Genomic DNA, 13,434 nt, shown 5'->3' on the forward strand with positions numbered 1-13,434 from the left:
GGTTGCTGCTCAGCGGCGGCTCCCGGGGTGGTGCCGGTTACTTCTTCGAGCCGTTACTTCGAGCGGGTCACTTGTTGACCGTGAAGCCCTGCTCGTTGCCGTACTTGACGGAGGCGTCCTGCCAGCTCTTCAGACCCTGGGCCAGCGTCGTACCGGAGATGTACGCCTTGCCGACGGTGTCGTTGAAGATCGAGTTGGCGTACTGCTGGAAGGGCAGGTACGACCAGTCGGAAGCGACCTCGGACGCGGACTGGGCGAAGATCTTGTTCGCCTGCTGCCCACCGAAGTACGGGAACGCCTTGTCCTGGAACGCCGCGGACTGCTGCTCGGCCTTGGTGGCCGGGAAGGCGCCCTCGTTCACGCGGGTCTGGACGCCGGCGCCGGCGTTGGCGTACTGGACGAACGCGTAGGCGAGTTCCTTATTCTTGCCCAGGGTGGGCAGCGTGAGGGACGAACCGCCGTTCTCCGCGCTGGCCTTGCCGCCCGCGGTCCACTGCGGCATCGGGGCCGCGCGCCAGTCACCGGAGGCACCGGCGACACCGCTGACGAAGTTGGCGGGCATCCAGGCGCCGGTGGTCAGGGTGGCGATGGTGCCGTCACCGAGGCCCTTGTACCAGTCGTCGGTCCAGCCGTTGATGGGCGTGACGAGCTTCTGGTCGATGAGCTTCTGCCAGGTGTCGGTGTACTTCTTGGCGGCCGCGTCCTCGAAGTTGATCGTCACCTTGGTGCCGTCGACCTTGTAGGGGCGCGAACCGGCCTGCCACAGCATGCTGGTGGTGAAGCCCGCGTCACCGGCGTCGGCGGCGATGTAGGCCTTCGGGTCGGCCTTGTGCAGCTTCTGGGCCGCGATGACGTACTCGTCCCACGTGGTGGGGACGGCGATCTTGTACTTGTCGAAGACCTTCTTGTTGTAGAACATCGCCATCGGGCCCGAGTCCATCGGCAGGCCGTAGACCTTGGAGCCGTCGCTCACCGCGTTCCACGGACCGGCCGTGTACTTGGAGGCCAGCTTGTCGGCGCCGTAGGGCGTGAGGTCGGTCAGGCCCTTGGTGAGGGAGTACTGGCTCAGCGCGAAGTACTCGACCTGGGCGACGTCGGGGACGCCCTTGCCGGCCGCGATCGCGTTCGACAGCGCGGTGTAGTACTTGTCACCGGACCTGTCGCTGACCAGGTTGATCTTGACCTTCGGGTACTTCTTCTCGAAGTCGGCGGCGACCGTCTTCAGCGTGGGCTCCCAGGCCCAGACGTTGACCGTGCCGCCCTTCTTCAGGGCCGCCTGGATGTCCGACGCGGAGACTGCCTTGCTGCTGGAGCTGCTGTCGTCCGAACTGCCGCACGCGGTCGCGCCCAGGGAGAGGACGGAGAGGACGGCGAAGCCGCGCAGCAGGCGGCTGGTGGTTCTGCGCATGGAGGTGCTTCCACTTCTTCGTGGGTGGGACTTCTTGAGGGTTGGGTTATTCCTTGACGCTTCCGGCGGCGAGACCCGACTGCCAGTACTTCTGCAGCAGCAGGAACGCGGCGATCAGCGGCACGATGGTGAGCAGCGAACCCGTGATCACCAAGTTGAAGATGACGTCGCCGCCGATCGTCTGGGCCTGGGAGCTCCAGGCGCTCAGACCCAGGGTCAGCGGGTACCAGTTCGGATCCCGGAGCATGATCAGCGGCAGGAAGTAGTTGTTCCAGGTCGCGACCGTGGTGAACAGCAGGACCGTCACGACACCGGGGGCGAGCAGCGGCAGGGAGACCTGGAAGAAGGTGCGGATCTCACCCGCGCCGTCGATCCGCGCGGCTTCGAGGAGTTCGACCGGGATGGCCTCGGTGGCGAACACCCACATCAGGTACAGGCCGAACGGCGAGACCAGCGACGGGATGATCACCGCCCACGGGGTGTCCGTCAGCCCCACCTTGCTGAACATCAGGAAGGTGGGCACCGCGAGGGCCGTACCGGGAACCGCTACGGCGCCGATGACCACGGCGAAGACGGCGCGTTTCCCGGGGAAGTTGAACTTCGCCAGCGCGTAGCCGCCGAGGATCGCCAGGAAGGTGGCACCGCCGGCGCCGAGCACGACGTAGAGCAGGGTGTTCAGCAGCCACCGGCCGAAGATGCCGTCGTGGTAGGTGAACGTGTCGTGGATGTTCGACCAGAGGGCGAACTTGTGGGCGAACCACAGGCCGTTCGAGTCGCTGAGTCCCTGCTGCGTCTTGGTCGCGTTGATGACCAGCCACAGCAGGGGCACCACGGTGTAGACCAGGACCAGACCGGTGAGCACGGTCAGCAGGACGCTGCGCTTGGGGCGCCCGGGGGAGTGCTTCTTGCGGGGTGTGCGCAGGCGGGGCGCGCCCTTGTGGCCTCCTCCGGACGGCGTGGATGCGGAGGGAGAGGCGGTGGTGACGGGGGTGCTCATGGCTCAGGCTCCCTTGCGCATGCCGCGGAGCTGCACGACGTAGGCGATGATCATGGTGATCAGCCCCATGATGATGGCGACCGCCGCGGAGTAGTTGTGCTGCTGTCCGTTGAAGGACAGCGAGTAGGTGTAGAAGTTCGGCGTGTAGTCCGTCGTGATGGCGTTGCGCGCCAGCGGTCGCAGGATGCTCGGCTCGTTGAAGAGCTGGAAGCTGCCGATGATCGAGAAGATCGTCGCGATGACCAGGGCGCCGCGGATCGCGGGGAGCTTGATGGCCGTGATGACGCGGAACTGCCCGGCACCGTCGATCTCCGCCGCCTCGTACAGCGAGGTCGGGATGACCCGCAGCGCGGAGTAGAAGATCAGCATGTTGTAGCCGACGAACTCCCAGGTCACGATGTTGCCGATCGACGCCAGCACCAGGTGCGCGGAGAGCGGGTCGGGCAGCGTCACGTCGAACGCGCTGTTGATGTCACCGACCAGACCGAACTGGGTGCCGTACATGAAGCCCCACATCAGGGTGGCGACCACGGCGGGCACGGCGTACGGCAGGAAGATCGAGATCCGGAAGAAGTCCCGGCCGAAGAGCCGGCCGCTGTCCAGGGCGAGGGCCACGAACAGGGCGATGCCGAGCATGATCGGCACCTGGATCAGCAGGAACAGCGAGACCCGCTCCAGGGAGGACCAGAACTGGTCGTCCTGGAAGGCCTGCGTGTAGTTGTCCAGGCCGACGAAGTGGTTGCCGCCGATGAGCTGGTCGCGGAAGAGGCTGAGATAGATCGAGTACGCGATCGGAGCCAGGAAGACGAAAGCGAAGACCACCGCGAAGGGTCCGATGAAACCCCATCCGGTCCAGGATCGTCGGTCCCGTTTCGCCGACGGCCTGGTAGGAGGCCGAGTCGCGGCCGCAGGGGGTTGAAGCGTCGTCATGTAGTTCCTCGCTCGTCCATCTCGGAACCGGCGTCACACGCCGTCGCGATGTTGCGTAAACAGCACGGTCCGGAACGGCCCCGGGCTGTTATGTTTACGTAAACATCTGATGGCGGCATGTCTACACTGCCCCAATGTCGGTGGTCAAGGGTCGTTTGGGGAAACACGGCCGAGGCGATCGGATCGATATGTGAGGGATACAGGTGGACACAGTGGACGGTGCCTCGGGCGGTACGGAGAAGCCACGCAGACGCAGCGGGAAGCGGTCGTCGAGACGCGCCCCGAGCGCGTCCATGGCGGATGTCGCGCGCGTCGCCGGCGTGTCGTCACAGACCGTCTCCCGCGTGTCGAACGGCTTCGCGGGGGTCAACGAGGAGACCAGGCAGCAAGTCCTCGCCGCCATGAAGGAGCTGGGCTACCGGCCCAACAGCGCGGCCCGGGCGCTGAAACGCGGTGAGTTCCGGACCATCGGCGTGATCACCTTCAACCTCTCCACCACCGGCAACATGCGCACCCTGGAGGCGATCGCCACCTCCGCCGCGCACGAGGGCTACGCCGTCACGCTGCTGCCGGTCGCCGTGCCCACCCAGGACGAGGTGCGCGGCGCGTTCTCCCGGCTGGGCGAACTCGCCGTCGACGCGGTCATCGCCATCATGGAGGTCCACCTCCTGGACGCGGCGACCATCTCCCTGCCGCCCCACGTCCAGGTCGTCGTCGCCGACTCCGACGCGGGCGACCGCTACAGCGTGGTCGACACCGACCAGAACGGCGGCGCGCGGGCCGCCGTACGCCATCTCCTCGACCTCGGCCACCGCACGGTCTGGCACCTGGCGGGCCCCGAGGAGTCCTTCGCGGCCCAGCGCCGCGCCGACGCCTGGAGCGCCGAACTCGCCGACGCGGGACGGCCCGTGCCCCCTGTCGCACGCGGCGACTGGTCCGCGGAATCCGGCTACCGCGTGGGACTCGACCTCGCCCAACAGACCGACTGCACGGCCGTGTTCGCGGCCAACGACCAGATGGCCCTGGGCCTGCTGCGGGCCCTGCACGAGCGCGGCCGGCGCATCCCCGAGGACGTCAGCGTCATCGGCTTCGACGACATCCCCGAGGCGGGTTCCTTCCTGCCGCCCCTGACCACCGTCCACCAGGACTTCGCCGAGGTCGGCCGCCTGTGCGTCGAGGGTGTCCTACGGCGGATGCGGGACCGCGGCGACGAACACGGCACCACGCTGGTGCCCACGAAACTCGTCATACGTGACAGCACGGCACCGCCCGTCGCATAGCAGGAGGGCCCTCCCGCGAACCACGCGGGAGGGCCCTCCTGGCGGGGTGGCTCAGGCCGTCGTCTCCGGGCGGCCGGGACGGGACCAGTGCGTGTGGAACATGCCGGTGCGGTCCGTGCGGCCGTAGGTGTGCGCGCCGAAGAAGTCGCGCTGGCCCTGGAGCAGGGCCGCGGGCAGCCGGTCGGCGCGCAGCGTGTCGTAGTGCGACAGCGCGGCGGAGAACGCCGGGACGGGGATGCCGCGCCGGGCCGCCGAGGCGACCACCTCGCGCCAGGGGACCTGCGCGTCGCCGATCTCCTGCGCGAAACGCTCCTCGCCCAGCAGGCTGACCAGCCCCGGGTCGGCCGTGTACGCGGCACGGATGCGGTCGAGGAAGGAGGCGCGGATGATGCAGCCGCCGCGCCAGATACCGGCGACCGCGGCCAGGTCGATCGACCAGTCGAACTCGGTCGCCGCGTCCTGGATCATCTTCCAGCCCTGGTCGTAGGCGATGACCTTCGAGGCGTACAGCGCCTGCTCGACCTGGGCGGTGAACCGGTCGGCCTCGGTGCGGCTCAGCGGGGGAGTGGTGCCGCCGGGCAGCCCGCGGTAGGCGGCGCGCAGGTCGCCCTGGCTGGACGAGGCGCGCGCGAAGGTGGCCTGCGCGATCGCGGTGACCGGTGAGCCCAGCTCCAGCGCGGTCTGCACGGTCCAGCGGCCGGTGCCCTTCTGACCTGCGGCGTCGGTGACGATGTCGACGAACGCCTTGCCGGTCTCCGCGTCGGTGTGGGCGAGGACCTCGGCGGTGATCTCGATCAGATAGGAACCGAGTCGCCCCTCGTTCCAGCGCTGGAAGATCTCCGCGATCTCGGCCGGGGTGTAGCCGCCGACCTGGCGCAGCAGGTCGTACGCCTCGGCGATGAGCTGCATGTCGGCGTACTCGATGCCGTTGTGCACCATCTTCACGAAGTGCCCGGCGCCGTCGGTCCCGATGTGCGTGGAACAGGGCTCGCCGTCGACCTTCGCGCTGACGGATTCGAACATCGGACCCAGCACGTCGTACGACTCCGCCGAACCGCCGGGCATGATCGAGGGCCCGTTCAGCGCGCCCTCCTCGCCGCCGGAGACACCGGCGCCGACGAAGTGCAGGCCCTTGTCGCGCAGGGCTGCCTCGCGGCGGCGGGTGTCGGCGAAGTGGGCGTTGCCGCCGTCGATGATCATGTCGCCGGGCTCCATGAGCGCGGCGAACTCGTCGATCACGGCGTCGGTGGCCGGACCGGCCTGCACCATGATCATCAGGCGGCGGGGCTTCTCGAGCGCGGCCACGAACTCCTGGGCCGTCTCGGCCGGGACGAAGGCGCCCTCGTCGCCGTACTCCTTCATCAACTCATGGGTGCGGTGTGGCGACCGGTTGTGGACGGCGACCGTGTAGCCGTTGCGGGCGAAGTTGCGCGCGAGGTTGCGGCCCATCACGCCGAGGCCGGTGACGCCGATCTGGGCGGTTCCGTCGGCGGCGGGGTCGTGCGGTGCGGATGCGTTCATGGGGTGCCTGTTCTCCGAGTCGGTGACGTGGCGGGTCGGCGCTGGGCGCCCATGACCGCTGGTACGTCTGTGATCGCGAAAAGACTCGAAGTACGGGCCCCTGATTCGTAATTCGTTCCCGCGCCGCGTCCTCGGAACGTGGTCTCAGCAGCCCGAACGGGTCGGAGCGAACTCCACGCGCGCGTGCTCGTCCGCGATGCGTACCTCGTCGTAGGCGGCACGCGTGACCTGGTACCAGACGTCGTCCTTGGCGGTGTCGCCGCCGACGTCGTCGAGGCTCACGCACCACCGTTCCGCGCGGACGGTCCGGGTGTACGTCTCGGTGCCGCTGCGCACCTTCGAGCACTTCCGGTAGTGCTCCGTGGTGGTCCAGGTCCGGGTCTTCTTCTTGGAGCCCGATCCCGAACTGGACCTGTGCTGGACCTTTTTGGTGGCGGGCGCGCACTTGGTGACAGTGTGCGGCCGCGTGCCCTTCGCCGTCTGCCTGGCGAGGTGCCGGACCGAATCGCGGAGGCCGGTCACGGTGTCGGGGGTGGGCCGGGCCTTCGGTGCGGTGGTGCTCGCACCGCTCCGGCCTACGCTGGACGAGGAGCCCGCACTCTCACCGCTCCCGCATGCGCTGAGCGCTCCGATCAGAAGTGCTGTCAGCCCGCCCGCGATCAATCGCTTGGTGAACATGCCCCCGCCGCCCGTTAATTGGAAACGGTCAGCGTAACTGATCATTGGCCGGCGTCAGGGGGAGGCGAGCGCGAACTGCCGCTGCGGCAAGGCTCCTACGGCGGTCGGAGCCTCCAACACGCCCTGAAGACACCGGAGTTGCCGCGACTCGTTCGTCACCGTCCGGCCCCGGCCGCCGGCGAAGACGTACAGCCGCAGCAGCAGGAACCGGGCGAGGCCCGCGAGCCCCGACGCGCCGAGGTAGACGATCTGCTCGGTGAGCATTCCGGGTGACGACTGGATCAGGTGCAGGACGAACATCGCGGCGCAGGTCACCACGTAGGCCGCCGCGGCCGAGCCCGCCGACTGCCAGTGCTGGCGCCATCCGGCGTGCCGGCCCGCGCCGAAGGTGAAGCGGGCGTGGAGTTCCGTGCACAGGAGGGTGGAGACGACGGTGATCAGCGCGTTCGCCAGCGCCCAGGGCAGCCGCTCGGCCACCAGGGCCACGGCGCCGCTGGAGAGCAGTCCGACACCGCCGCCCAGCGCCACGAACCGGGCGAAGGAGGCGAGCGGACCGGGAGCGGCCGGGGTCCGGGGCGCGTCGTCCATGGCGGTCTCCATCCGCTCCGTACGCTGCGCCTCTGTCATGCGGCCGCGTAAGTTTGCTTGACTTACTCAACTATAGCGGATTGATTGAGTTACGCAAGTACATTTTCATAGCGGGGGAGCCCGATCCACAGGCGACCTCCGTACAATGCGGCCTGATCATGGGTGAGTTACTGGTGAGATGCGCGACGTTCAACGTGCTGCACGGCCGGCGGATCCAGCCGGACGGTCGGCCGAACCCCGTTGCCCCCGGCGCCCCCTCGGCACCCCTCGCCGAAGCCGTCGCCTCCCTGGACGCCGACGTGGTGGCGCTCCAGGAGATCGACTGCCTCCAGGAACGGTCGGGCGGTGTCGACCAGGCGGCCGTCGCCGCCGACGCGATGGGCGCACGCGACTGGCGCTACGCGACCGCGCTGCACTGCCGTTCCGTGCCGGGCCGGGGCTGGGTCCCCGACCCGACCGAGCCCGGGATGCGCGTCTACGGCCCCGGGGCTCAGCAGCCCGAAGTCCCTTCGCACGGACTGGCGTTGCTGTCCCGGCTTCCGGTCCACGAGTGGCGGGCCCTACGGCTCCCGGCGGCGCCCTTCGGCATGCCGCTGCGGGTGGCCGGGCGGGCCGCTCCAGTGCTGGCCCGGGATCAGCCGCGGGCCGCCCTGGCCGCCGTGCTGGAAGGACCGCACGGCCCGTTCACCGTGGTGGCCGTCCATCTCTCGTTCGTGCCGGGGTGGAACATCGGGCAACTGCGCACCGTGCGTCGCTGGATCGCCGATCTGCCTCAACCCCGGGTGCTGATGGGCGACTTCAACCTCTTCGGCGCGCTGCCCCGGATCACTCTCAACGGGATGGGGAGGCGACGCTGGCAGAGTTCTGCCCGGCAGGCGACCTTCCCTTCGCACCGGCCGCTCGTCCAGCTCGATCACATCATGACGACGGGACTCGGCAAGGACGCCGTAGGGTCCGTATGCGCACCGAGGACGGCGATCTCTGATCACCGGCCGCTGGTGGTGGAGCTGGCGCTCTGAGTCAGTTCCACAGGGGGTAGGTCACGGTGTGCTGGAACTTGTCCGGCCTCGCGCCGGGGTACGTCAGGGTGATCTCGGTGTACTGCCGCGCCCGCGGGTGCCGCTTCCACGTCTGCGCGTCGTCGAGCCGGACGGTGACCGGGAACGAGTGGAACTTGCCCACCGCGCAATAGGGGTTGCAGTCGTTCACCACGTTGAAGCCCGTGGCCGTCGCGGAGTTGCCGTTCCAGGACGTCCAACGCAGCGACGTGAGACGGCTGTTGCCGTCGCCGCAGGCGAGCATGAAGTCGGTGGGACGCACCTCGGGATGCCACAGGCAGTCGACCAGTACCGGGTCCTGGAGCTGTCGGTGGGCGGTCGCCGGGACCGTGGCCGGGGCCGCCGACGAGGTGGCGACGGCCGGCCCGAGCAGGGCCGCCGCACAGAGCGTGACGATTCCGACCATGGTGTGTTTGTACATGTCCGCTCCCGGCCGCCTGTTCGTCCTCGTCGCCCCGCACCTGCGGTGGGCCCGCCTGCCGGGGCACGGTCGTCGTGTCTCTGTCGACGCTACGACCGTGTCCCAGGATGCACCACTCGTACGGGTCTACGACGCGGTTGGCCGGGAGTGTCGCGGGGTGTGCGGTCAGGGCCGGGAAATGCCCGGCCCCGATCGGATCAGGCGGGCCGTACGGCGCCCCGGATGGCGGCGGCACCGGCGTAGAAGATCGACTCCTCGCGTATCGGCGTGCCCGGGCTCGGCGCGTGGATCATCAGGCCGTTGCCGGTGTAGAGGCCGACGTGGTCGATGCTGTCGTAGAAGAAGATCAGGTCACCCGGGCGGATGTCCGTGAGCGGCACGAGCGCGCCGGCGCCCGACTGTTCCTGGGCGGTGCGCGGGAGGAGGACGCCCGCGGCCTTCCAGGCGGCCTGGGTGAGGCTGGAGCAGTCGTACGCGTCCGGTCCCGCCGCGCCCCACAGGCAGGGCCTGCCGATCTGGGCGCGGGCGAAGGCGAGAGCGGTGCTGGTCTTGCTGAGCGTGGTGGGGTCCTGCGGCGCGGCGGGTACGGCAGTGGCGGGCGCCGGGCTGATGGTCGGGGCCGGGGGGAGGATGATCTCCGGGGCCATCGTCGGAGCCGTGGGCAGGGTGAACTCGGGAGCGACGGCCGGGGGCGCGGCGAAGGAGACCTCGGCGGTGGGCGGGGCCGGCTGCCACTCCTGCTGCGGCGGGCGCCAGTCCGGCTCCGGTGTGGGGTACGAGGTCCGCTGCTCGGTCACCGCGGGCATCTGACCGGTGGACCAGGCCTGTTGCCCGGGGGCGACGGGCATCTGGCCGGTCGACCAGGCCTGTTGCTCGGCCACGATCGGCATCTGACCGGTGGCCCATGGCTGTTGCTCGGCCACGATCGGCATCTGGCCCGTCGACCAAGCCTGTTGCTGCGGCACGACAGGCATCTGCCCCGTGGACCAGGCCTGTTGCTCGGCCACGGCAGGCATCTGACCGGTCGACCACATCTGCTGTTCGGGGACCATGGGCATCGACCCGGTCGACCAAGTCGTCTCCGGGGTGGGCCAGTTGGTCTCCGGGGGCGGCCAGGTGGCACCGGTCGGGGCGGCCTCGGTGCGCGGCGCCGCGATGTACGGGAGCAGCTCCAGGTCCGCGGTGAGCGGGTCGAAGACCGGCGCCGGGGCGGCCGCGACGGCGAATTGCTGTGCCTCGACGACGGGAGTCGGGGGCACCTCGATGGCGGGCACCGGCGGCAGGTCGAAGACGGTGGCCTGCGGCATCTGGGCCATCTGCTGCATGTACGGCATCTGAGGCGACTGGGGTGCCTGCGGCGCGGCGATCTGAGGCATCTGCGGCGCGGCGGGCGGCAGCGTGGCGACCGGTCCCGCCGTCAACTCCGCGACGGGCGAGGTGAGTTGAAGGTTGGCGGGCTCCGGTGCGGTGGTCCCCGCGGTCAGCTCGGCCACGGCGCGGCCGGGCTGCGCCTCGAGTGCGCGGCCGCCGCCTTCGGGCTCGGGGCGACGTTCGGGGCGCTCGGGCCGGGGTGCCGCCGAGCGGGCGGGAGTCCTGCCGGGCGGCAGTTTCGCCGGTACGGTCGGGCCCAGTTGGGCGCGAGCGCGGTCGAACAACTGCCGAGTGACGGCATCTTGGGCGGGGTCGGAAGGACGCGACGCGCTGGGACGGGGCTCGACACGCTGGCGCGGACCCCCGGACATCTTGCGCGTGGCGTTGTAGTTTCCGGTGGCCGTCTCGGCCCTGTCGTAAAGGGAGTTGATCCGCCGCTGCACTTCGTCACGGCTGGGTCGGTCGTCCACGGTGGGGCCACTGCCTCCGGTGCGCGTACTTCGTTCTGCCGGCATGGCAGACGTGCTCCTTCCGTATCGCGCCTACCGAGTTAGCTGTCGGGTTCGGGCGGCCGATCACGGAAGGATTGCCCTACGACCCTTGCCCGGACGGGCAGTTGGGTCGATTCACCCCAAGTCGGTTGGGTCCCCGGCTCCGGCTGTCGCGAGCGACACGCCGGACTCGGCGCAAACCGTGCGGCCCGGCGCTGCTCGCCGGAGTAGGTCGTACGGTCTGAGCGTCAACTTAGCCAACGTGTGTGCCTCGTGTGAAGGTTGAAGCGCGATATGTCCGATACGTTTTTGTGACCTTTACCTCTCCCAAACGTGTCCTGGGCTCATGAGCCCGCCGGGTCGGGTGATCCATATGAGGTCGCTATGAATTTTTGGGACGGTTGAACACACCGGCATCCTGCTCCGTATTGGAACGGGGGATTTCCATGCCGGGACGATCCGGGCCGACCGATACGTGTAGGAGCAACTTCCTTGGCACGCAACACGCGCAGACGCCCCACGGGCGCACGACGCGCGACGATGGCAGCAGTCGCCCTGATGCTGGGCGGCGGAGGACTGGTGGCGGCGAACGTCTACGCGTCGGCGTCCGAAGGCGGTTGGGGCGGTGACTCGTCCCAGCAAGGGTCTCCCGATGCGGCGTCGAGCGGTGCGACGATCGACTGCCCGGACGTCGGCACCCAGCTGACGACCGTCCCCGACGAGGCGAAGACCGAGGTCGACGCCCAACTCGCGCTTCTGGACCAGCAGATAACCGAGGCCTACCAGAAACTGAAGGACTCGACGGAGTCCATACGCCAGGACGCCTCCTTCGCCGACAACGCGATCATGAATCCGTTGAAGGAGAAGCGGGCCGCGACCATCGGCCGGATCGACGAAGCCATCGCGCGTGTCGGCGACCGCCCGGAGGGACTCGACGCGCTCGCCGGCTGCACCCTGATCGCACCCACGAACGACAACGGGGACCAGGGCAGCAACGGCAACGGCAACGGCGACGACCAGAGCGCCAGTGCGAGCGCGAGCGCCAGTGCCGGCGGCCAGGGCAGCCAGCCGGTCAGCAACGGGCCCGTCGCCTCGGACTACGCGGACATCACCTCCGTACAGCCCAACGTGAACACCCCGCAGGACCAGGCCGACGCCTCCCGCGGCACGTTCGTCACCGCGTGCGGCGTGAACGAGAACGGCCTGTTCAACTCGGACAACGTGATCGTCGCCCCCGGAGTCACCAACGGCGCCCACCACTTCCACGACTACATCGGCAACCAGTCCAACAACGCGTTCGCCAGCGACGACGACCTGGCGAAGGCGAACACGAGCTGCGAGAACCAGGGCGACAAGTCCACGTACTACTGGCCCGTGTTGCGCCTCCAGAACGGCAAGCAGGAGCGGGACGCCGACAAGCCCGGCGGCGGCACCGAGGGCAACTCCGGTCAGATCGTCACCGCGAAGGCGGCCACGCTGACGTTCGTGGGCAACCCGAAGAGCAAGGTCGTCGCGATGCCGCGCCTCCTGCGCATCATCACCGGCGACGCCAAGGCCTTCGTGAACGGCCCGGCCAACGCCAACGCCTCCTGGAGCTGCACCGGGTTCGAGGACCGGCAGCTCAAGGACAAGTACCCGCTGTGCCCGGCGGGCAGCGACGTGGTGCGCACCTTCAAGTTCCAGAGCTGCTGGGACGGCCGCAACATCGACAGCGCCAACCACCGCACCCACGTGGCCTTCGAGGCCGCCGACGGCTCCTGCCCGGCGGGCTTCGAGGCCATTCCGCAGCTCGTGCAGCGGATCGTCTACGACGTGGACGCGCCGAGCCTCCAGGACGGCGGCAAGACGACCCCGCTGTTCGCGGTGGACTCCTTCCCGGAGCAGCAGCACAAGCCGGTCACGGACCACGGCGACTTCATCAACGTCTTCGACGAGGGCCTGATGAAGGACATGGTCAACTGCATCAACAACGGCGAGAAGTGCGGCGCCGGGACGGACAACGACCCCGGCGGCTCGGGCGACGGCTCCGGCTCCGGTGGCGGCTCCGGTTCGGGCGGTGGCTCGGGTTCGGGTGGCGGTTCGGGTGAGCCGCAGGAGTCACCGACGGCCACCGACACCGCTACGGCGGCGCCCACGGCCACCGCGTCCGACGAGCCCGCCGGGAACGGCGGCAACGAGGGCAACGGCGGCAACGGCGGGAATGGTGACAACGGCGGGAACGGCGACAACGGCGGCCAGGCCACCTCGGATCCCGCGACGAGCGCCCCGGACACCGAGACCAACGCCCCCGAGCCCACCGACACCCAGAGCACCGACCCCGGTGACCTGACGACCGCCGTCTCGGTGCCCAAGGCCGACACGAAGACCGAAGGGTCCAAGTCCTCCGAGACGCAGGGGAGTTCGGCCAACGGCTCCGGCGGCGAGGTCGGCAGCGCGGTGACGACACCGCCCGCTTCCTCCTCGGGCGGGGAGAGTTACGCAGCCGTAGGCCCCAACCAGCCGCAGGCGCAGGGCGGGTTGGCGGAGACCGGCGCGAATCTGTGGCCCGCGGTGGCCGGCGCGCTGCTGCTCGTCGCCGGATTCGTCGTGCTGTGGCGAGGTAAGCGCAGTACACGCTGACACAGCGCACCCAGGTGCACGTCGGTGACAACGACGGCCCGGCCGCCCCCACTTGGGGGTGGCCGGGCCGTC

Annotated in this window: 11 protein-coding genes and 1 riboswitch; of the genes, 3 read left to right on the plus strand and 8 right to left on the minus strand. The window is 69.3% G+C overall.

Translation table 11 applies throughout. The annotated features are described in order from the left end of the window. Nucleotides 1-67 precede the first annotated feature (67 nt). From OO69_RS07550 to OO69_RS07560, 3 genes are read right to left on the minus strand one after another with little or no spacing between them, the layout of a single operon-like run. A complete protein-coding gene (locus tag OO69_RS07550) occupies nt 68-1,408 on the minus strand; it encodes an ABC transporter substrate-binding protein (protein WP_033279679.1) in 1,341 nt (446 codons plus the stop codon). 46 nt (nt 1,409-1,454) lie between these two features. Next, complete coding sequence (locus OO69_RS07555; RefSeq protein ID WP_033279680.1) at nt 1,455-2,405, minus strand: carbohydrate ABC transporter permease; 951 nt, start codon at nt 2,403-2,405, stop codon at nt 1,455-1,457. A 3-nt stretch (nt 2,406-2,408) separates the two neighbouring features. Further along, nucleotides 2,409-3,335 carry a carbohydrate ABC transporter permease gene (locus OO69_RS07560; protein WP_033279681.1) on the minus strand — a complete coding sequence of 309 codons (927 nt, stop codon included), beginning with the start codon at nt 3,333-3,335 and terminating at the stop codon, nt 2,409-2,411. Between the two features lie 293 nt (nt 3,336-3,628). Between OO69_RS07560 and OO69_RS07565 the strand changes: the two genes are divergently transcribed. After that, a complete protein-coding gene (locus tag OO69_RS07565; RefSeq protein WP_033279682.1) occupies nt 3,629-4,615 on the plus strand; it encodes a LacI family DNA-binding transcriptional regulator in 987 nt (328 codons plus the stop codon). A gap of 51 nt (nt 4,616-4,666) precedes the next feature. On the opposite strand, the gene gndA is transcribed toward OO69_RS07565, so the two are convergent. The 3 genes from gndA to OO69_RS07580 form a co-directional block, all read right to left on the minus strand. Further along, nucleotides 4,667-6,136, minus strand: coding sequence for an NADP-dependent phosphogluconate dehydrogenase (gene gndA, locus OO69_RS07570; protein ID WP_033279683.1), 1,470 nt, complete (start codon nt 6,134-6,136; stop codon nt 4,667-4,669). A gap of 144 nt (nt 6,137-6,280) precedes the next feature. Continuing rightward, nucleotides 6,281-6,814, minus strand: a complete 534-nt coding sequence (locus OO69_RS07575) for a hypothetical protein (protein ID WP_033279684.1) — start codon at nt 6,812-6,814, stop codon at nt 6,281-6,283. 54 nt (nt 6,815-6,868) lie between these two features. Beyond that, entirely contained in the window at nt 6,869-7,414 is a 546-nt protein-coding gene (locus tag OO69_RS07580; RefSeq protein ID WP_033279685.1) for a GtrA family protein, read from the minus strand. A 146-nt stretch (nt 7,415-7,560) separates the two neighbouring features. On the opposite strand from OO69_RS07580, the gene OO69_RS07585 reads away from it, so the two are divergent. Beyond that, entirely contained in the window at nt 7,561-8,421 is an 861-nt protein-coding gene (locus tag OO69_RS07585) for an endonuclease/exonuclease/phosphatase family protein (protein WP_051800828.1), read from the plus strand. A 1-nt stretch (nt 8,422) separates the two neighbouring features. On the opposite strand, the gene OO69_RS07590 is transcribed toward OO69_RS07585, so the two are convergent. Beyond that, nucleotides 8,423-8,881, minus strand: coding sequence for a hypothetical protein (locus OO69_RS07590; RefSeq protein WP_106970980.1), 459 nt, complete (start codon nt 8,879-8,881; stop codon nt 8,423-8,425). A gap of 197 nt (nt 8,882-9,078) precedes the next feature. Beyond that, a complete protein-coding gene (locus tag OO69_RS07595; protein WP_033279687.1) occupies nt 9,079-10,767 on the minus strand; it encodes an NlpC/P60 family protein in 1,689 nt (562 codons plus the stop codon). 8 nt (nt 10,768-10,775) lie between these two features. Further along, nucleotides 10,776-10,949: riboswitch (cyclic di-AMP (ydaO/yuaA leader) on the minus strand. 334 nt (nt 10,950-11,283) lie between these two features. Between OO69_RS07595 and OO69_RS07600 the strand changes: the two genes are divergently transcribed. After that, nucleotides 11,284-13,362: a DUF1996 domain-containing protein gene (locus OO69_RS07600; protein ID WP_051800829.1), complete on the plus strand. Its 2,079-nt coding sequence runs from the start codon at nt 11,284-11,286 to the stop codon at nt 13,360-13,362. Nucleotides 13,363-13,434: the final 72 nt, after the last annotated feature.

Origin of the sequence: Streptomyces sp. NRRL F-525 (genome assembly GCF_000716605.1) — a bacterium.
In the GTDB taxonomy this organism is placed as follows: domain Bacteria; phylum Actinomycetota; class Actinomycetes; order Streptomycetales; family Streptomycetaceae; genus Streptomyces.

Coding starts and splice junctions, on each gene's coding strand:
- OO69_RS07575 (WP_033279684.1), bottom strand. CDS start 6,814: ATGTTCACCAAGCGATTGATCGCGGGCGGGCTGACAGCACTTCTGATC.
- OO69_RS07590 (WP_106970980.1), bottom strand. CDS start 8,881: ATGTACAAACACACCATGGTCGGAATCGTCACGCTCTGTGCGGCGGCC.
- OO69_RS07565 (WP_033279682.1), top strand. CDS start 3,629: ATGGCGGATGTCGCGCGCGTCGCCGGCGTGTCGTCACAGACCGTCTCC.
- OO69_RS07555 (WP_033279680.1), bottom strand. CDS start 2,405: ATGAGCACCCCCGTCACCACCGCCTCTCCCTCCGCATCCACGCCGTCC.
- OO69_RS07580 (WP_033279685.1), bottom strand. CDS start 7,414: ATGGAGACCGCCATGGACGACGCGCCCCGGACCCCGGCCGCTCCCGGT.
- OO69_RS07585 (WP_051800828.1), top strand. CDS start 7,561: ATGGGTGAGTTACTGGTGAGATGCGCGACGTTCAACGTGCTGCACGGC.
- OO69_RS07595 (WP_033279687.1), bottom strand. CDS start 10,767: ATGCCGGCAGAACGAAGTACGCGCACCGGAGGCAGTGGCCCCACCGTG.
- OO69_RS07600 (WP_051800829.1), top strand. CDS start 11,284: ATGGCAGCAGTCGCCCTGATGCTGGGCGGCGGAGGACTGGTGGCGGCG.
- gndA (WP_033279683.1), bottom strand. CDS start 6,136: ATGAACGCATCCGCACCGCACGACCCCGCCGCCGACGGAACCGCCCAG.
- OO69_RS07560 (WP_033279681.1), bottom strand. CDS start 3,335: ATGACGACGCTTCAACCCCCTGCGGCCGCGACTCGGCCTCCTACCAGG.
- OO69_RS07550 (WP_033279679.1), bottom strand. CDS start 1,408: ATGCGCAGAACCACCAGCCGCCTGCTGCGCGGCTTCGCCGTCCTCTCC.